Annotated in this window: 15 protein-coding genes and 1 pseudogene; 10 read left to right on the forward strand and 6 right to left on the reverse strand. The window is 72.7% G+C overall.

What is annotated here, in order from left to right:
* Positions 1–580 precede the first annotated feature (580 nt).
* On the forward strand, positions 581–1030 hold the full coding sequence (locus tag ABH937_RS25205; protein WP_280694461.1) for a PTS glucose transporter subunit IIA: 450 nt from the start codon (positions 581–583) through the stop codon (positions 1028–1030).
* Positions 1031–1116: 86 nt separating this feature from the next.
* Positions 1117–2787: a phosphoenolpyruvate--protein phosphotransferase gene (gene ptsP / locus ABH937_RS25210; RefSeq protein WP_370219648.1), complete on the forward strand. Its 1671-nt coding sequence runs from the start codon at positions 1117–1119 to the stop codon at positions 2785–2787.
* A 57-nt stretch (positions 2788–2844) separates the two neighbouring features.
* Here the strand turns inward: ptsP and ABH937_RS25215 are convergent, their stop codons facing one another.
* On the reverse strand, positions 2845–4887 hold the full coding sequence (locus ABH937_RS25215; RefSeq protein ID WP_370219564.1) for an acetoacetate--CoA ligase: 2043 nt from the start codon (positions 4885–4887) through the stop codon (positions 2845–2847).
* 130 nt (positions 4888–5017) lie between these two features.
* Positions 5018–6217, reverse strand: coding sequence for a M20 family metallopeptidase (locus ABH937_RS25220; RefSeq protein ID WP_280694463.1), 1200 nt, complete (start codon positions 6215–6217; stop codon positions 5018–5020).
* Positions 6218–6364: 147 nt separating this feature from the next.
* On the opposite strand from ABH937_RS25220, the gene ABH937_RS25225 reads away from it, so the two are divergent.
* Entirely contained in the window at positions 6365–7006 is a 642-nt protein-coding gene (locus ABH937_RS25225) for a TIGR03085 family metal-binding protein (protein ID WP_370219565.1), read from the forward strand.
* Positions 7007–7031: 25 nt separating this feature from the next.
* On the opposite strand, the gene ABH937_RS25230 is transcribed toward ABH937_RS25225, so the two are convergent.
* The gene (locus ABH937_RS25230; RefSeq protein WP_280694465.1) at positions 7032–7595 is read right to left on the reverse strand and encodes an NUDIX domain-containing protein; all 564 of its coding nucleotides are present in this window, start codon (positions 7593–7595) and stop codon (positions 7032–7034) included.
* A 68-nt stretch (positions 7596–7663) separates the two neighbouring features.
* Between ABH937_RS25230 and mmuM the strand changes: the two genes are divergently transcribed.
* The 6 genes from mmuM to ABH937_RS25260 all read left to right on the forward strand — a co-directional run bounded on the left by mmuM (position 7664) and on the right by ABH937_RS25260 (position 14718).
* Positions 7664–8623 carry a homocysteine S-methyltransferase gene (gene mmuM / locus ABH937_RS25235; protein ID WP_370219566.1) on the forward strand — a complete coding sequence of 320 codons (960 nt, stop codon included), beginning with the start codon at positions 7664–7666 and terminating at the stop codon, positions 8621–8623.
* A 188-nt stretch (positions 8624–8811) separates the two neighbouring features.
* Complete coding sequence (locus ABH937_RS25240; protein WP_280694468.1) at positions 8812–9576, forward strand: IclR family transcriptional regulator; 765 nt, start codon at positions 8812–8814, stop codon at positions 9574–9576.
* A 421-nt stretch (positions 9577–9997) separates the two neighbouring features.
* Positions 9998–10717 (forward strand): MIP/aquaporin family protein, encoded by a 720-nt coding sequence (locus ABH937_RS25245; RefSeq protein WP_370219567.1) that lies wholly within the window; start codon positions 9998–10000, stop codon positions 10715–10717.
* A gap of 61 nt (positions 10718–10778) precedes the next feature.
* Entirely contained in the window at positions 10779–12296 is a 1518-nt protein-coding gene (gene glpK / locus ABH937_RS25250; protein ID WP_280694470.1) for a glycerol kinase GlpK, read from the forward strand.
* Positions 12297–12426: 130 nt separating this feature from the next.
* A complete protein-coding gene (locus ABH937_RS25255; RefSeq protein WP_280694471.1) occupies positions 12427–14022 on the forward strand; it encodes a glycerol-3-phosphate dehydrogenase/oxidase in 1596 nt (531 codons plus the stop codon).
* Positions 14023–14151: 129 nt separating this feature from the next.
* Entirely contained in the window at positions 14152–14718 is a 567-nt protein-coding gene (locus ABH937_RS25260; protein ID WP_280694509.1) for a YbhB/YbcL family Raf kinase inhibitor-like protein, read from the forward strand.
* A gap of 64 nt (positions 14719–14782) precedes the next feature.
* On the opposite strand, the gene ABH937_RS25265 is transcribed toward ABH937_RS25260, so the two are convergent.
* From ABH937_RS25265 to ABH937_RS25275, 3 genes are all read right to left on the reverse strand, one after another.
* Positions 14783–15229 (reverse strand): nitroreductase family deazaflavin-dependent oxidoreductase, encoded by a 447-nt coding sequence (locus ABH937_RS25265; protein ID WP_280694472.1) that lies wholly within the window; start codon positions 15227–15229, stop codon positions 14783–14785.
* Positions 15230–15364: 135 nt separating this feature from the next.
* Positions 15365–15826 carry a pyridoxamine 5'-phosphate oxidase family protein gene (locus ABH937_RS25270; RefSeq protein WP_280694473.1) on the reverse strand — a complete coding sequence of 154 codons (462 nt, stop codon included), beginning with the start codon at positions 15824–15826 and terminating at the stop codon, positions 15365–15367.
* A 51-nt stretch (positions 15827–15877) separates the two neighbouring features.
* Positions 15878–17128: a CdaR family transcriptional regulator gene (locus ABH937_RS25275; protein ID WP_280694474.1), complete on the reverse strand. Its 1251-nt coding sequence runs from the start codon at positions 17126–17128 to the stop codon at positions 15878–15880.
* Positions 17129–17271: 143 nt separating this feature from the next.
* On the opposite strand from ABH937_RS25275, the pseudogene ABH937_RS25280 reads away from it, so the two are divergent.
* Positions 17272–17925, forward strand: a pseudogene (locus tag ABH937_RS25280) (MBL fold metallo-hydrolase); the annotation flags it as partial.
* Positions 17926–17932: the final 7 nt, after the last annotated feature.

Genomic DNA, 17932 nt, shown 5'->3' on the forward strand with positions numbered 1-17932 from the left:
GGGATGTCAACATATCTGGCGTTGACTTTTGGCACGCTGTTGAGTTCTCAAGGAACGGACACTTCCTTCAAGCCGCTCTCGCAAGCTCTCCGGGCATTCGTTTCAGTGTTACTGCGTTCTTTCGTGTCCTCAGCGTATCACGCGAGTTTCGTTCGGATTTCACCGGACATTCACTCAGCGTTGGCGCTGGATTTACAACCGCCTCGCGGCGACTCGGCCAACCATAGACCCTCTGGGCCGGTGCGCCTAATCGGGCATGGTGCACCTTGGGCCAACCGAGTGCCAGCACCGCGCGACCTGGCGCGCCGGAGCGATCGTCGGACTCACTCGGATGCCGTAGAGTGCGGCGCGTCGACCAAGAGGACTAGACCACTTGTGTCACCTGAGGGCCTGTCCGGCCCGGGATCCGGGCGGCGGCCGTGGCCGGAGTTAGTGCGGCGGGTCGCGCGGGACTGCCTGGGTGGGTGATGCCTTATATGACGGTCTGTCCGAAGTTGACATGATTTAGGCTTCAGCCGACACATCCCGCCGCTGGCCGCGGCAGCACGCTGTACGTACTCCGCACCTGGGAGGCTCCACCATGACCACAGTGACGTCGCCGCTGACCGGCCGCGCCATTGGACTCGCCAATGTCCCCGACCCCGTCTTCTCGGGCGCGATGGTGGGTCCTGGTACCGCCATCGACCCGGTGCGTGAACCCACTACGGCAGTTGCGCCGGTGGACGGGCTGGTCGTCTCCATGCACCCGCACGCGTTCGTGGTGATGGACGCGGACGGCCACGGTGTGCTGACCCACCTGGGGATCGACACCGTGCAGTTGAACGGGGAGGGCTTCGAGCTGCTGGTCAGCAAGGGCGACCAGGTGAAGCGCGGGCAGCCGGTGATCTCGTGGAATCCGGCCGCGGTGGAGGCCGCCGGCAAGTCGCCGATCTCGCCGATCGTGGCGCTGGAGGCCTCGCTGGAGCAGCTCGGCGCGGTGGCCGAGTCCGGCGAGGTCGCCACCGGCGGCGAGCTCTTCACCTGGAACTGACGGACCCTACGGAACGCCGGACAGTGCCCCGTCCCTCGTGGTCTGGTGGGGCGGGGCTGCGATGCGGGCGAGAGGAAATGAAGCAGATGGAGAAGACGCTGCGCGGCGTGGGTGTCAGCCACGGGGTCGCCATCGGTCAGGTGCGGCACATGGGGACCGCGGTGCTGGAGCCCCCGACCACCCGAATCCCGACCGAGGACGCGCCGCGCGAGCAGGCGCGGGCCAAGGCGGCCGTGGACGCGGTGGCCGCCGATCTGATCGCGCGCGGCAACCTGGCGGGCGGTGAGGCCCAGGCGGTGCTCGAGGCGCAGGCGCTGATGGCGCAGGATCCCGAGCTGATGGCGGATGTCGAGCGCCGGATCGCGGTGGGCAGCAGCGCCGAGCGCGGTGTCTACGACGCGTTCGCCGCCTACCGGGCGCTGCTGGCGGCGGCCGGTGAGTACCTGGCAGGCCGGGTGGCGGACCTGGACGATGTGCGCAACCGGATCGTGGCCCGTCTGCTGGGCGTGCCGATGCCGGGCGTGCCGGACAGCGACGAGCCGTATGTGCTGCTCGCCCGGGACCTGGCGCCGGCCGACACCGCGCTGCTCGACCCGACCCTGGTGCTCGGCTTCGTCACCGAGGAGGGCGGGCCGACCAGCCACTCGGCGATCCTGGCGCGGGCCCTGGGTGTGCCGGCCGTGGTCGCACTGCCGGGGGCGACCGGGATCGCCGAGGGTGTCGTGGTGGCGGTGGACGGCAGCAGCGGCGAGGTGCTGATCAGCCCGAGCGAGGCGGAGCAGGCCGAGCTGCGGGCGCTGGCCGCCGAACGCAAGGCGGCGCTGGCGGCGTCCTCGGGTCCGGGGCGGACCTCGGACGGGCATCTGGTGCCGCTGCTCGCGAACGTCGGCGGTCCCGGTGACGTGGCGGCGGCGCTGGAGGCCGGTGCCGAAGGCGTCGGGCTGTTCCGTACCGAGTTCCTCTTCCTCGACGACTCCAAGCGGGCGCCGAGCGAGGAGACCCAGGTCGAGGCCTACCGCAAGGTGCTGGAGGCCTTCCCGGAGGGTCGGGTGGTGGTCCGGGTGCTGGACGCGGGCGCTGACAAGCCGCTGGAGTTCCTGACCCCGGCCGACGAGCCGAACCCGGCGCTCGGGGTACGCGGTCTGCGCACGCTGCTGGAACACCCGGAGGTGCTGCGGACCCAGCTGCGAGCGCTGGCGACGGCGGCCGAGGGCCTGCCGGTGCACCTTGAGGTGATGGCGCCGATGGTGGCGGACCGGGCGGATGCCAAGGCGTTCGCGCAGGCCTGCCGGGAGGCGGGGCTGGAGGCGAAGTTCGGCGCGATGGTGGAGATCCCGTCGGCCGCGCTGCGGGCGCGCTCGATCCTGGAGGAGGTCGAGTTCCTCTCGTTGGGGACCAACGACCTGGCGCAGTACACCTTCGCGGCGGACCGTCAGGTCGGTGCGCTGGCTCGGCTGCAGGACCCGTGGCAGCCGGCGCTGCTGGATCTGGTGGCGGCGGCCGCCTCGGCGGCGCAGGCGGCCGGGAAGAGCTGCGGGGTCTGTGGCGAGGCGGCCGCCGACCCGGTGCTGGCCTGCGTGCTGACCGGTCTCGGCGTGACCAGTCTGTCGATGGGTTCGGCCTCGATCCCGTACGTCCGGGCCTCGCTGGCGACCTTCACGCTGGCGCAGTGTCAGCGGGCCGCGGCGGCCGCTCGGTCGGCGGACAGCGCGGAGGAGGCGCGGACCGCCGCGCAGCAGGTGCTGTCCGGCGAGTGAGCCGGAGGCAGGCGTAGCGAAGGGGCCCCCGCCGTGGCGGGGGCCCCTTCGTCGTGGTCAGCCGCGGCGTTCGCGGCCGAGGCGCTCGAAGAAGCGCAGGTGGTCGAGGTTGTCGACGGAACCGGGGTTGACCGCCTGGTCGAGCGGGGTGCCGGCGAGCAGGCGCTTGACCGGGACCTCGATCCGCTTGCCGGTGAGGGTGTGCGGCAGGCCGTCGACGGCGATCACCTCGTCGGGGACGTGGCGCGGGGAGAGCTGCTCGCGCAGCACGGTGCGGATCCGGCCGCGGAGCTCGTCGTTCAGCTCGGCGCCGGGGGCGAGGACGACGAAGAGCGGCATCCAGTAACCGCCGCCGTCCTCCTCCAGGCCGATCACCAGGGACTCGGCGATCTCGGGCAGCCGTTCGACCACCTCGTAGATGTCGGAGGAACCCATCCGCACGCCTTGGCGGTTGAGGGTGGAGTCGGAGCGGCCGTGGATGACCACGGTGCCGTGCGAGGTGATGGTGATCCAGTCGCCGTGGCGCCAGGTGCCGGGGAACATCTCGAAGTAGCTGTCCCGGTAGCGGGTGCCTTCGGGGTCGTTCCAGAAGCCGGTGGGCATGGACGGGATCGGCTTGGTGACCACCAGTTCGCCGACCTCGTCGGTGTGCGGCTTGCCGTTGACGTCCCAGGACTCGACGGCGGCGCCCAGGCAGGGGGCCTGGATCTCGCCGAGGTGGACCGGGAGGGTGGGGACGCCGCCGACGAAGCAGCTGCAGACGTCGGTGCCACCGCTGACCGAGGCGAGCCAGACGTCCGGCTTGACCTCGTCGTAGATCCAGCGGAAGCCGTCGGGGGGCAGCGGGGAGCCGGTGGTGCCGATGCAGCGGACGGCGGACAGGTCGAGGTCGCGGCCCGGGTGCAGGTCGGCCTTGCGGCTGGCGATCACGTAGGCGGCGGAGGTGCCGAGCACGGTGGCGCGGGTGCGGGCGGCCACCTCCCACAGGGCGCCGGTGGTGGGGTGGCCCGGGCTGCCGTCGTAGGTGACCACGGTGGCGCCGACCAGCAGGCCGGCCACCAGGAAGTTCCACATCATCCAGCCGGTGGAGGTGTACCAGAGGAAGCGGTCGTCCGGGCCGAGGTCGAGGTGCAGGGCGGCTTGCTTGAGGTGCTCGACCAGGATGCCGCCCTGGCTCTGCACGATGGCCTTGGGCAGGCCGGTGGTACCGGAGGAGTAGAGCACCCAGAGCGGGTGGTCGAAGGGGAGCTGTTCGAAGACCGGCGCGGTGTCGGCGGCGGTGAGCTCGGCCCAGTTCAAGGCGCCCTCGGGGGCCGGGGTGCCGAGCAGCGGGACGTGCACCACCGCGCGCAGGGTGGGCAGTTCGCGGCGCAGCTCGGCGACCACCTCGGTGCGGTCGTGGTTCTTGCCGCCGTAGTGGTAGCCGTCGACGGCGAACAGGACGACCGGCTCGATCTGCTGGAGGCGGTCGAGCACGCTGCGGGCGCCGAAGTCCGGGGCGCAGGAGGTCCAGATCGCGCCGATCGAGGCGGTGGCGAGCAGCGCGACGATGGCCTGCGGGATGTTGGGCAGGTAGGCGCCGACCCGGTCGCCGGGGCCGACGCCCTGGGCGCGCAGTGCGGCGGCCAGCGAGCCGACCTGGCGGCGCAGTTCGGCCCAGCTGAGGGCGGTCGGCTCGGCGGTGGTCTCGTCCAGGTGCAGGATCGCGGGGAGCTCGGCGTGGGCCGGGTCGGCGCCGAAGCGCAGCGCGTGCTCGGCGTAGTTGAGGGTGGCGCCGGGGAACCAGCGGGCGCCGGGCATCGCCGGGTCGGCGAGCACGGCCTGCGGCGGCGTGCCGAAGCGGACGTCGAAGTACTCGGTGACCGCGGTCCAGAACCGGCTGAGGTCGGCGGTGGACCAGGCGTGCAGGTCGGCGTAGCGGGCGGCGGCGGTGGCGTCGTCCGGGACGGGGGCGAGCGGGGCGGCGGGGGCGCCGTGGTGCTCGGCGGCCCAGGCCTGGAAGGCGACCAGGCGGGTGGCCGCGGCCACCTCGGGGGTGGGGCGCCAGAGCGGCTCGCTCGCCGCTCCGGCGGGGGCCTGGTCCTTGGGTGGGGTGCTCACGGTGGTGGTCTCCCGGCCGGAGGATGGGGGCGGGGTGGCGCTGGTGGCGGTTCCCCTCCCCGTGCGTACGGACGGTGCAGACCCTGCCACGTGATCGTCCGGTGCGCCAGGGGCGACCTGGCGGTCGGCCTCAGGCCTGGCCGAGGCGCTCCAGTGCGAGGGCGGCCAGCAGGGCGGCGGTGTCGCCGAGTACGGCGTCGTCGAAGACGGCCTGCGGGGCGTGGTTGTAGGCGGCCGTGGTCGGGTCGGTGCCGGGTGGGCAGGCGCCGACCATCAGGTAGGCGGCGGGGACGTGCTCGGCGACCACGGCGAAGTCCTCCGAGCCGGCGATCGGGTGCGGAAGCTCGAAGAACCTTTCGGCGCCGAGCAGTTCGCGGGCGGTGCGGGCGGCGAACTCGGTCTCGGCCGGGTGGTTGACGGTGACCGGGTAGCCCTCCTCGACGACGGCTTCGGCGGTCAGCCCGTGCGCCTGCGCCACGCCGCGGGCCAGGCGGGGCGCCTCGGCGAGCACCCGCTCGCGGGCCTGCGGGGAGAAGGAGCGGATGGTCGCGGAGAAGACCGCCTGGTCCGGGATCACGTTGGCGGCGGTGCCGGCGTGGAAGCTGCCGACGGTCAGCACCACCGGGTCCTGGACGTCGAACCGCCGGGTCGCCAGGGTCTGCAGGGCCAGGACGGCCTCGCAGGCGACCGGGACCGGGTCGAGCGCCAGGTGCGGGCTGGAGCCGTGGCCGCCGTGGCCGTGCACGGTGACGGTGAGCGTGTCGGAGCCGGCCAGCACCGGGCCGGGGCGGGTGGCGACCAGGCCGAACGGCAGCTGGGCGGCCCCCACGTGCAGCGCGTACGCAGCCACCGGCGGCTCGCCGGCGGCGGTCAGCACGCCCTCGTCGATCATCACCCGGGCGCCGCCGGCCCCCTCCTCACCGGGCTGGAACATCAGGATCACCGCGCCGGGCAGTTCGGCCTGCCGCTCGGCCAGCAGTCTGGCGGCGCCGACCAGGGCGGCGGTGTGCAGGTCGTGGCCGCAGGCGTGCATGGCGCCGGGGATGGTGGAGGCGAAGGGCAGCCCGGTGGCCTCCTGGACCGGCAGCGCGTCCAGGTCGGCGCGGAGCAGCACGGTCGGGCCAGGCCGGCCGCCGCGCAGCACGGCGGTGACCGAGCTGAGGCGCTTGCCGAGGGTGATCTCCAGCGGCAGGCCGGCCAGCGCGGCGAGCACCTTGGCCTGGGTCAGCGGCAGCTCGAGACCGATCTCCGGGTCCTGGTGCAGCGCGCGGCGCAGGGCGACCAGCTCGGGCTGCAGCAGGGCGGCGGATTCACGCAGGGTCGATGTCATGGCGGTACTCCTCGCGGGACGGGTGCGATCGTGATCTGGTCATGCTGCCTCGGCGGCCGGCAGGGCGGCGGCGGACGCACGGATCTCGCCGTGACGGGCTGCCGCGCGCACGGATCTGCCACCGGCCGCCGCCGCTACCCTGACGGTATGTCGAACTACGCGCGTGGGGAGCGGCAGCGGTTGGCGGAGCTGCTGGCGGCGGCGGGACCGGACGCGCCGACGCTCTGCGCCGGCTGGCTGACCCGGGACCTGGCCGCGCACCTGCTGGTCCGCGAGGGCCGTCCGGACGCGGGGCCGGGGATCCAGCTGCCGCTCTTCGCGGGCTGGACGGCGCGGGTGCAGGCCGGGTACGCGGCGCGCCCGTACGCCGAGTTGGTCGCGCGGTTCCGGGCCGGGCCGCCGCGGCTGTCGCCGTTCGCGCTGCCCGGGGTGGACGAGCTGGCCAACGCGGTGGAGTACTTCGTACACGCCGAGGACGTCCGGCGGGCGGTGCCGTGGGAGCCGCAGGCGGTGGATCCGGCGTTGGCGGAGCTGCTCTGGCGCCGGTTGCCGATGCCGGCCCGGTTCGAGGTGGGGCGGCGCACGCCGGTGCGGTTGCTGCTCTGCCTGCCGGACGGGCGCAATCTGACGGTGGGTCAGCGGCGGCCCGGCTCGGTGCGGGTCACCGGGGAGCCGGCCGAGCTGCTGCTCTTCGCGTTCGGGCGCGGGGCGCAGGCGCGGCTGAGCGTGACGGGGCCGGCCGCGGAGCTGGCACAGCTGCGGGACGCGGTGGCGCTGCCGGCGGAATAGGCGAGGGGGTGGCGCCGGTGGCGGGTCAGCTCCGGGGCCGGTACTCCCCCGCGAACCAGGCGGCGGCCACCCTGGTGTGGAAGGGGAAGGCGAGCTGGATCGGGGCGTCGATCAGCTGCCAGCCCTCGGTCTCGTCGGTGGGCACGGAGGGCGGCAGGGCGGTCAGGTCCTGGGCCGGGAGGAGCGCGAAGAGGCAGAGGAAGCCGCCCGCGCTGTCCGAGTCGGTGGCGACCAGGGTGACGTCGGCGGCGTCGGCGTGGATGCCGGTCTCCTCGCGCAGTTCGCGCACCGCGGCCTGCTGCCAGCTCTCGCCGAAGTCGACGTAGCCGCCGGGCAGGGCCAGCAGGCCGTAGCCCGGCTCGATGGTGCGGCGGATCACCGCCAGGCTCTGCCCGCCGTCGGGGCGGTTGACCGGGAGCAGGCTGACCGTCACGGGTAGCGGGTTGCGGTAGCTGATCTCGCCGCACCCGACGCAGGTGCGCGGCCAGTCGGTGGTGCCGGCCGGGTAGGCGGCGCCGCACCAGTGGCAGTGCGCCCAGGGGCCGAAGGTGGCGGGACGGCCCTGAGCAGCAGCCTGGTGAATGGTCATGGGGTGGATGGTAGTCCGCACGGCTGACGGCGGGGCTACGGTGCGGATGAGAGGTGTCAGGAGAGGTGATGGCGGTGCGGTCGGAGTTCGGGCAGGCGCTGGCGGCGGATGTGCTGGTGCTGGACGGCGGGTTGTCGAACCAGTTGGCCGCTGCCGGCGAGGACCTGGCGGACGGGGCGCTCTGGTCGGCGCGGCTGCTGGCGGACGCGCCCGAGGCGCTGGTGGCGGCGCATCGGGCGTACTACGCGGCCGGCGCCGAGGTGGTGATCACGGCCAGCTACCAGGCGAGCTTCGAGGGGTTCGCCCGGCGCGGGATCGGGCCGGACGCGGCGCGGCGGCTGCTGGCGTCGAGCGTGACGCTGGCCCGGGCGGCGGCCGACGGTGTCGGAGCTGAGGATGCCGCGGCCGGTGGGCGGCGGCGCTGGGTGGCGGCCTCGGTGGGGCCGTACGGCGCGGTGCTGGCGGACGGCTCGGAGTACCGGGGGCGGTACGGGCTGAGCGTGGCCGAGCTGGAGCGCTTCCACCGGCGGCGGATCGAGGCGCTGGTGGCGGCCGAGCCGGATGTGCTGGCCCTGGAGACGGTGCCGGACGTGGTCGAGGCCCGGGCGCTGGTGCGCGCGGTGCGTGGTCTCGGGGTGCCGGCCTGGCTCAGCTATACCGTGGCCGACGGCCGGACCCGGGCCGGGCAGCCGCTGGCCGAGGCCTTCGCAGTGGCACTCGACGCGCCGGAGGTGGTCGCGGTCGGGGTCAACTGCTGCGCGCCGCAGGAGGTGGGCCCGGCGGTGCGGATCGCCGCGCGGGTGACCGGCAAGCCGGTGGTGGCCTACCCGAACAGCGGTGAGCGCTGGGATCCCGCCACCCGGTGCTGGCTGGGCGCGGCCACCGGGCCGGCGGACTTCGCCACCGGCTGGGTGGCGGACGGGGCACGGCTGGTGGGCGGTTGCTGCCGGGTCGGCCCGGCGGGGATCGCCGAGTTGCGGGAGCGGCTGGGCGGTTGGCGAGCGGGCGGGCGCGGCCGTCGTCGCTGATGGCCCCGGCAGGTGACGGCGAAGAGAACGGCCGAGAACCGGTAGGCGACGTGCGAATCAGCGGCCGCGCCTGGCAGACTCAGGACGATACCCCCGCAGTCGACATGACCACGAACTGTGCGACATTGTCGAACACCCGCCAGACTGTCTCCCGAACCGTTTGCCAGAATTGCCAGTGGAGGTCCCCCATGCCCGGCCCGATCCAGTCGCTCTCCCGGGCCGCCGCGATCATGCGCCTGCTGGCCGGCGGCGAGCGCCGGCTGGGCCTGTCCGAGGTGGCCACCTCGCTCGACCTCGCCAAGGGCACCGCACACGGCATTCTGCGCACCCTGCAGCAGGAGGGCTTCGTCGAGCAGGACCCGGAGAGCGGCAAGTACCAACTGGGCGCCGAGCTGCTGCGGCTCGGCCAGAGCTACCTGGACGTGCACGAGCTGCGGGCCCGCGCCCTGGTCTGGGCCGACGACCTGGCCAGGGCCGGCGGCGAGACGGTCTACCTCGGGGTGCTGCACCAGCACGGCGTGCTGATCGTGCATCACGTCTTCCGCCCCGACGACACCCGCCAGGTGCTGGAGGTGGGCTCGATGCACCCGCTGCACAGCACCGCGCTCGGCAAGGTGCTGCTGGCCTACGACCCGGTGGCCCGCGGCGAGCTGGGTGACGCACCGCTGGAGGCCTACACCCCGCGGACGCTCACCTCGCTGGAGGACATCGACGCCGAGTGCGCGCTGATCCGCGAGCGCGGTTGGGCGGACGCGATCGAGGAGACCTGGGAGGGGGTGGCCTCGATCGGCGCGCTGATCCAGGACCGCCGGCGCAACCCGGTCGGCGCGGTCTGCGTGAGCGGGGCCGTGGAGCGGGTCTGCGAGGACGGCTTCGTGCGGCCGCAGCTGGTCGCCTCGGTGCGCGACGCGGCCCGGGCGATCTCCCGCGACCTGGGCGCCGGGCGGTTCTGAGCGGGCCGGACGCGAGCCGGCGCCGGACCGGAACGACCGTCGGACGATTACGGAGGGTGGACAGGATTCCTGTCCACCCTCGGTGTTTTGTCCGCATTTTCAGCCATTCGACTGCTAGCTTCGCGAGGCCGCGGGCCCGGTCGGGCGAGTGGAGGGTCACAGGGAGGTCACCCGGCCTTGACGTAACCGCCGCCAAGGGGAAAACTCCCGCATAGCGGTCGACAATGTCGAACGGTGGCCGCCGGAAGATCCGAGCTCAGCCCGATCAGCCGCACACCGGTCGTCACCCCACCGCAGGGCCGCCTCCCAACGACGGGAAGCCCGAACCCGCCACGGTCTCCCCCGCCGTGGCACTCTCCCCCACCCTGCCTGCCACGGGCTCGGCCCACTAGGCACCGGCCATTTGGACAAAGGAGTCTTTGTGTCCGCCTTCTCGAACGGCGATGTCTTCGTCGGCGAAACGCTCGGCACGGCCGCGCTGATACTCCTCGGCGGTGGCGTCTGCGCCGCCGTCACGCTGAAGAAGTCCAAGGCCCTGAACGCCGGTTGGGTGGCCATCACCTTCGGCTGGGGCTTCGCGGTCATGGTCGCCGCGTACATGGTCGCCCCGAAGTCCGGTGCCCACCTGAACCCGGCCGTCACGCTGGCCCTCGCCGTCAAGAGCGGCGACTGGAGCCAGGTGCCGCTCTACCTCGGCTCCCAGCTGCTCGGCGCGATGATCGGCGCCGTCCTGGTCTGGCTGAGCTACCTCGGCCAGTTCCAGGCCAACGAGGAGCCCACGCTGGGCATCTTCTCGACCGGTCCCGAGATCCGGAACCCGATCCAGAACCTGCTCACCGAGATCATCGCGACCATGGTGCTCTGCATGGCGATCCTGACCCAGGGCCTGACCAAGGGCATCGGCCTGTCCGGCATCGGCGTGCTGCTCACCGCGTTCACCGTGGTCGGCATCGGCCTCTCGCTCGGCGGCCCGACCGGCTACGCCATCAACCCGGTCCGCGACCTCGGCCCGCGCATCGTGCACTCGCTGCTGCCGATCCCGAACAAGGGCGGCTCGGACTGGAGCTACGCCTGGATACCGGTCGCCGGCCCGGTCATCGGCGGCCTGCTCTCCGGCCTGCTGTACAAGGGCCTGTTCTAACGGCACCGTGCTGACAGCGTCACGCCCCCACCCACCCCTCAGAGCCGAGGACTTGAGTCATATGACCGCCAATTACATCGCCGCGATCGACCAGGGCACCACCTCCAGCCGCTGCATCATCTTCGGCGCCGACGGCCGGATCGTCGCCGTCGACCAGCAGGAGCACCGTCAGATCTTCCCGCAGCCCGGCTACGTCGAGCACGACGCCGCCGAGATCTGGACCCGGGTGCAGTCCGTGGTCCGCGGCGCGCTGGAGAAGGCGAACCTGACCAAGGACGACATCCGCGCGATCGGCATCACCAACCAGCGCGAGACCACCGTCCTGTGGGACAAGAACACCGGCGAGCCGGTGCACAACGCGCTGGTCTGGCAGGACACCCGCACCGAGGCGCTCTGCCGGGAGCTGGGCCGCAACGTCGGCCAGGACCGGTTCCGCCGCGAGACCGGCCTGCCGCTGGCCAGCTACTTCGCCGGCCCGAAGATCCGCTGGCTGCTGGACAACGTGGAGGGCCTGCGCGAGCGTGCCGAGGCCGGCGACATCCTGTTCGGCACCATGGACACCTGGGTGATCTGGAACCTCACCGGTGGCGTCAACGGCGGCAAGCACATCACCGATGTCACCAACGCCAGCCGCACCATGCTGATGAACCTGCAGACCCTGGCCTGGGACGAGAAGATCGCCGAGTCGATGGGCGTCCCGCTCACCGTGCTGCCGGAGATCCACTCCTCCGCCGAGGTCTACGGCGAGGCCGTCGGCGACCTGGCGGGCGTGCCCGTCGCCTCCGCGCTCGGCGACCAGCAGGCCGCGCTGTTCGGCCAGACCTGCTTCAACGTCGGCGAGGCCAAGAGCACGTACGGCACCGGCACCTTCCTGCTGCTGAACACCGGCGAGAAGGTGGTCCACTCCTACAACGGCCTGCTGACCACGGTCGGCTACCGGATCGGCGACCAGGCCCCGGTCTACGCGCTGGAGGGCTCGATCGCGGTCACCGGCTCGCTGGTGCAGTGGCTGCGGGATCAACTCGGCATCATCTCGACCGCGGCCGAGATCGAGACCCTGGCCAACACCGTCGAGGACAACGGCGGCGCCTACTTCGTGCCGGCCTTCTCCGGTCTCTTCGCCCCGTACTGGCGCTCCGACGCGCGCGGTGTGATCGCCGGTCTGACCCGGTACGTGACCAAGGGTCACCTGGCCCGCGCCGTGCTCGAGGCCACCGCCTGGCAGACCCGCGAGGTCGTCGACGCGATGGAGAAGGACTCCGGCGTCACGCTGACCGCCCTCAAGGTGGACGGCGGCATGACCTCCAACAACCTGCTGATGCAGAACATCGCCGACGTGCTGGACGCCCCGGTCGAGCGCCCGTTCGTGGCCGAGACCACCGCGCTCGGCGCGGCCTACGCGGCCGGCCTGGCCGTCGGCTTCTGGAACGACCTGGACACCCTGCGGGCCAACTGGCACCGCGCCGCCGAGTGGACGCCGCGGATGGACGAGGCCACGCGCGAGCGCGAGTACAAGAAGTGGCTCAAGGCCGTGGAGCGCACCATGGGCTGGGTGGAAGAGGACGACCAGGAGAGCTGAGCAAGCCGCCGGCCGGGGCCGCGCCCCGGCCGGCTCGCGAGTTTTCCCCGGCCCCAACCCTGTTGAGGCCGAACCGCACTGTGAGAGGAGACTCCGGCGCCGCCCGCACCGCGGCCCCGGAACACACACCATGGCAACCATCCCGACCCTGGGCGCCGAGCGCACCCCCGGCCGCACCGCTTCCCGCGCCGAGACCCGTGAGCTGCTGGGCAAGGCCACCTACGACCTGCTGGTGATCGGGGGCGGCATCCTCGGCACGGCCGTCGCCTGGACCGCCTCCCAGGCGGGCCTCAAGGTCGCCATGGTGGACGCCGGCGACTTCGCGGGCGCCACGTCGAGCGCCTCCTCCAAGCTGGTCCACGGTGGTCTGCGCTACCTGCAGACCGGCGCGGTCAAGCTGGTCGCGGAGAACCACAAGGAGCGCCGCGCGCTGGCCACCGACGTGGCCCCGCACCTGGTCAACCCGCTGACCTTCTTCGTCCCGGTCTACAAGGGCGGCCCGCACAGCGCCCCCAAGCTCGGCGCCGGCGTCTTCCTCTACTCCGCGCTCTCCGCCTTCCGTGACGGCATGGGCCGGGTCTCCACCGCCGCACACGCCGCCCAGCAGGTGCCCGCGCTGAAGACCGAGGGCCTGCGCTCGGTCGCGGTCTACGGCGACCACCAGATGAACGACTCGCGGGTCGCCGTGATGACGGTGCGCGCCGCCGTGGACGCGGGCGCCGTGGTGCTCAACCACGCCGAGGTGACCGGCCTGCGCTTCACCGGCACCCGGGTCACCGGTGCGGACCTGAAGGACCGACTGGACGGCACCGAGTTCGGCGTCAACGCCCGCCTGGTGCTGAACGCCACCGGCCCCTGGGTCGACCACCTGCGCGCGATGGAGGACGCGGGCGCCGCCCCGTCGATCCGGCTGTCCAAGGGCGCCCACGTGGTGGTCAAGCGCCGCGCCCCGTGGCGCGCCGCGCTGACCATCCCGATCGACAAGTACCGCGTCTCCTTCGCCATCCCGTGGGAGGACCACGTCCTGCTCGGCACCACGGACGAGGAGTACACCGGCGACCCGCGCGACGTGCGGGCCACCGAGGCCGACATCAACCAGATCATGGACGAGGCCGGCCACGCGATCAAGGACGAGCACCTCGACCGCGACCTGATCACCTACGCCTTCGCGGGCCTGCGGGTGCTGCCCGGCGGCCCCGGCGACACCGCCTCCGCCAAGCGCGAGACCGTGGTGACCGAGGGCCGCGGCGGCATGCTGTCGGTGGCCGGCGGCAAGTGGACCACCTACCGGCACATCGGCCGCACCGTGCTGGAGAAGCTCGCCCACGTGCGCGGCACCGGCATCGCCGAGGACATCTCGCCGATCGCCGCGACCGTCCCGCTGCCGGGCGTCGGCGCGCCGAACGCGGTCGCGCACCGCCTGCTGGTCGACCGTGAGCCCGGCTCCCGGATGGAGCCGCTGGTCGCCAAGCACCTGGCCAGCCACTACGGCACGCTCTCCTTCGACATCGCCCGCATGATCGCCGAGGACCCGGCGCTGGGCGAGCCGATCCACCCGGACGGCCCGGACGTGTGGGCGCAGGTCGCCTTCGCGGCCGACAACGAGTGGGCCTACACGCCGGACGACGTGCTGCGCCGCCGCACCACGATGACGGTGCGCGGGCTGGACACGCCGGAGATCCAGGAGCAGGTGGCCGAGTTCCTGGCCAAGCGGGACCAGGGCTGAGGTCACGTCAGCTGACGGACCGAGCTGACGCCTGATCAGCTGACGGGCGGTCGACCCCACCGGGTCGGCCGCCCTTCGTCTGTGCTGGACCTCTAAGCTCGGAGCACCCTGTCCCGACCCTCAGGAGGCATCCCCGACGTGACCAGGCCACCGCTTCCGCACGACTTCCAGCGCCCCGTCCCGAGCTTCACCGTGACCAGCACCGACCTCACCGACGGCGGCGAGTTGCCCGAGGCCCACGTGCTGGCCGGCGGCAACATCTCCCCGCAGCTGAGCTGGTCGGGCTTCCCGCCCGAGACCGAGAGTTTCGCGGTCACCTGCTTCGACCCCGACGCCCCGAGCGGCAGCGGCTGGTGGCACTGGGTGGTGTTCGACATCCCCGCCTCCGTGACCTCGCTGCCGACCGGCGCGGGCAACGGCGACTTCGTGGGTCTGCCGACCGGCGCGGGCAACGGCGACTTCGTGGGTCTGCCGGCCGGCGCGGTACAGGCGCGCAACGACTACGGGACGAACGACTTCGGCGGTGCCGCGCCGCCGGCCGGGCACGGCCCGCACCGCTACGTCTTCTCGGTGACGGCGGTGGGCAGCGCGAAGCTGGGGTTGGACGAGGACGCCTCGGCGGCGGCGATCGGCGCCACGCTCGGCTTCAAGGCGGTCGGCCGGGCGACGATCACGGCGACCTACGAGAACGAGTAGTGGCGGATGCCGGGTGGGGGCCGTGCGTCCCCACCCGGCTGCAGGAACTGCCGGGAAACCAGGGTCAGTTGCCGCCGGCCACCGGCTCCAGCACGAAGACGGGGATCACCCGGTCGGTCTTCTTCTGGTATTCGGCGTAGTCCGGCCAGGCCTCGACCGCGCGCGCCCACCACTGGTCCCGCTCCTGGCCGGTCGCCTCCCGGGCGGTCATGTCCTGGCGCTGCGGCCCGTCCTGCAGTTCGACCCGCGGATGCGCGACCAGGTTGAAGTACCAGGTCGGATGCTTGGGCGCACCGCCCTGGGATGCCACCACGGCGTACCGGCCGTCGTGTTCGACCCGCATCAGCGGGTTCTTGCGGATCTTGCCGCTCTTGGCTCCGAGGCTGCTGAGGATGATGACGGGCTTGCCCCGCATCATCGTCCCCTCGGTGCCGCCGGAGGATTCGTACGCGGCCACCTGGTCGCGCACCCACTGCTCCGGACTCGGCTGGTAGTCACCGGTAAGAGGCATGCTGTTCCCGTCCCGTAGCTGAGGACTCGCAGCGGCTGACCCGAGGTCAACCGCCATAGGCCATCGGTTGGATCTGCCGCCTCCATCATTACCAGAACCCGCGGCCCGGAGGGAGGCCACGAGGTCGCGGCGCGCTCAGGAGCGTCGGAACACCTGCACCGGGCACCCGGGGCGCCAGAGCCGGATAACGAGCTGATCGTTCTCGACCGCGGTGTGCACGGCCTCGCGCAGGTCGAGCCGGAACGCGTGGAAGCCGCCCGCCGGCTCCGCTCCGGTGGCGGCGGCCGCCTTCTCGACGGCGTCGGTCACCTCGACGGCCACGCCGGAGACCTTGGCGTCGCCCTCCTGCTCGGGATCGCCCGGGTGGGCGTGGATCGCGCAGCGGCCGTCGCGCTGGAGATCGCGGGCCTTGACCGCCCCGAGCATCGAGCCGAAGGTGAGGTCGGCGCCGGTGAACTCGACCTCCGAGCCCGATACCCGGGGCGAGCCGTCCTGGCGGAGGGTGGCCAGCACATGGGTCTTGGCCGACTCGAAGCGGGCCCGGATGACGGCGGCCAGGTCGGGTGCTTCGGTTGCGAACTGCTGCCAGGTAGCCATGCGGGAAGTGTGCCGGAGAGGACTGACAACAGGCCGGTTCGCGCGGCCGGGCTATGGGCCGTCCGGGCGGTCCGACCGAGCCGGGCGATCTGACCCGCCCGGGCCGTCGGCGAGCCGGCGCAGGGTGAGGGCGGCGCCGAAGAGCTGTACGCCGTGGGTGGTGTGCGGGTCGACGCCGGTCAGCTGGGTGATCCGGGCGAGGCGGTTGTCGACGGTGTTGGGGTGCACCTGGAGCTCCTGGCCGGTGCGGCGCCGGTCGAGGTCGCGGGCGAGGAAGGTGGCGAGTGTCGAGAGCAGGCCGGCGTGCTGTTCCAGCGGTTCGAGCAGGGCGGTCAACTCGGCCGCACTGTCCGCTGGTTGGGCCAGGTGGTAGTCGAGCAGCAGGTCCTGGAGCCGGTACAGCCCGGGGGCGGGGGCGATGGCCGCGACCCGGCGCGCCTGGTCGGCGGCGGCCGGGACGTCCGCCGGCGTCGCGGCCCGGGCGGCACCGACGATCGGGGCCTGCGGCAGGCCGGTGGCCAGGCACCGGGCGAGGTCGGCGTGCGGGGTCTCGCCGGGCAGCAGCAGGTGGCCGCCGTGCTCGTCCGGCAGGCTGTGCGCGCGGCCCTCGGCCAGCGGGGCGAGCCGCGCCACCACCTGGCGGAGCAACCTCCGTACCGCTACCGGCCCTTGGACTCCCTCGGGCCCCGGGGCGCGCACGCTGAGCACCAGGTAGCCCGGTTCGAGGACGAGGCCGTAGCGGGCGGCCACCTGCTCGGGGTCCTCGCCGTGGATCAACGCCCGGGCCAACTCGCGGGCGGCCACCTGCTGGTCGGCCAGCGCGGCGAGGTAGGCCTCGGTGACGATCTCGACGGTGGCGTTGAGCGCCGAGAGCTGACGCCGGGCCAGCCAGCACAGGGCCGCCTCCTCGCCGGGGCGGGCGGCGGCGGCGAACGCGTCCATCAGCCGCTCGACGCCGATGTGGTAGGACCTGAGCAGCTTGGCCAGCGAGAGCCCCTCCTCGGCGCGCTGGGCCGCTCGTTCCCGGAAGAGTTCGGCATCGACGTGGGTGCCGGAGTTGGAGTCCGGCACCGGTGGGTGGATGTAGCGGAGGAAGCCGCGGATGGCGTGCCGGGTGGTCGCGGCGATCTCCAGGTCCCGCATGTCCCCCGGGAGCCGGTCGAAGCCGGGGATCTCGGCCCACTGGCGCTCGACGATCTCCCTGGCCAGCTGGTTGACCTGCGGTTCGAGACGGGCGGCGAGCCGGATCGCCTGCTCGCGTACGTGGTCGTCGAGCAGGGGTGACTCGTCGCGTTGTGACATGTCACAACGATAGGCCGCTCAGGGTGTCCGTCCGGTCGGTTGTCCGGGTCGCCCGGCCGAGTGAGGGTGGGGAAAAGCGAGCGGATCTTCGTCTCGCGCTGTCACCAGGCCGGCGGTGCCTGGACTCTCCGACAGGAAGTGACATGAGCTTCTCCCTCACCGAATACGCCGACCAGGTCTGGCAGGGCGCGGTCGACGACAGCATCGCGCACACCGGTCAGGCCGGCACGGGTGTGCTCGACGTGACCGACGGCGTCGGCTGGTACCCCGGTTTCGGCAACGTGATCACCTTCCGCACCGGTGGTGAGATCGTCCTCTTCGACACCGGCAACCCGCTGGCCGCCGAACCGCTGCACCAGGCCGTGCGCGCGTGGAGCCGCGACCCGGTGAGCACCGCGATCTTCTCGCACGGGCACATCGACCACGTCTTCGGCATGGGCGGCTTCGACGCCGAGGACGCGCCCCGGCCGACCGTGATCGCCCAGGAGCGGATCGGCGAGCGGTTCGACCGGTACCTGCTGACCAACGGCTACAACGCGGTGATCAACCAGCGGCAGTTCCAGGCGCCGAGCCTGACCTGGCCGACCGAGTACCGCAGGCCCGAGGTGACCTACCGGGACGCGATCACCGTCACCCGGGGCGAGTTGACCTTCGAGCTGTTCCACGTGCGGGGCGAGACCGACGACGCGACGGTGGCCTGGATCCCCGAGCAGCGCATCCTGTGCCCGGGCGACATGTTCATCTGGGTCACCCCCAACTGCGGCAATCCGCAGAAGGTCCAGCGCTACCCGCGCGAGTGGGCCG

The sequence above is a fragment of the Kitasatospora sp. GAS1066B genome, assembly GCF_041262605.1.
Lineage (GTDB): Bacteria > Actinomycetota > Actinomycetes > Streptomycetales > Streptomycetaceae > Kitasatospora.

Excerpts from the sequence above, each read along its gene's own strand:
- ABH937_RS25205 (WP_280694461.1), top strand. The coding sequence starts at position 581 with ATGACCACAGTGACGTCGCCGCTGACCGGCCGCGCCATTGGACTCGCC.
- ptsP (WP_370219648.1), top strand. The coding sequence starts at position 1,117 with ATGGAGAAGACGCTGCGCGGCGTGGGTGTCAGCCACGGGGTCGCCATC.
- ABH937_RS25220 (WP_280694463.1), bottom strand. The coding sequence starts at position 6,217 with ATGACATCGACCCTGCGTGAATCCGCCGCCCTGCTGCAGCCCGAGCTG.
- ABH937_RS25225 (WP_370219565.1), top strand. The coding sequence starts at position 6,365 with ATGTCGAACTACGCGCGTGGGGAGCGGCAGCGGTTGGCGGAGCTGCTG.
- ABH937_RS25230 (WP_280694465.1), bottom strand. The coding sequence starts at position 7,595 with ATGACCATTCACCAGGCTGCTGCTCAGGGCCGTCCCGCCACCTTCGGC.
- mmuM (WP_370219566.1), top strand. The coding sequence starts at position 7,664 with ATGGCGGTGCGGTCGGAGTTCGGGCAGGCGCTGGCGGCGGATGTGCTG.
- ABH937_RS25240 (WP_280694468.1), top strand. The coding sequence starts at position 8,812 with ATGCCCGGCCCGATCCAGTCGCTCTCCCGGGCCGCCGCGATCATGCGC.
- glpK (WP_280694470.1), top strand. The coding sequence starts at position 10,779 with ATGACCGCCAATTACATCGCCGCGATCGACCAGGGCACCACCTCCAGC.
- ABH937_RS25255 (WP_280694471.1), top strand. The coding sequence starts at position 12,427 with ATGGCAACCATCCCGACCCTGGGCGCCGAGCGCACCCCCGGCCGCACC.
- ABH937_RS25265 (WP_280694472.1), bottom strand. The coding sequence starts at position 15,229 with ATGCCTCTTACCGGTGACTACCAGCCGAGTCCGGAGCAGTGGGTGCGC.
- ABH937_RS25270 (WP_280694473.1), bottom strand. The coding sequence starts at position 15,826 with ATGGCTACCTGGCAGCAGTTCGCAACCGAAGCACCCGACCTGGCCGCC.
- ABH937_RS25275 (WP_280694474.1), bottom strand. The coding sequence starts at position 17,128 with ATGTCACAACGCGACGAGTCACCCCTGCTCGACGACCACGTACGCGAG.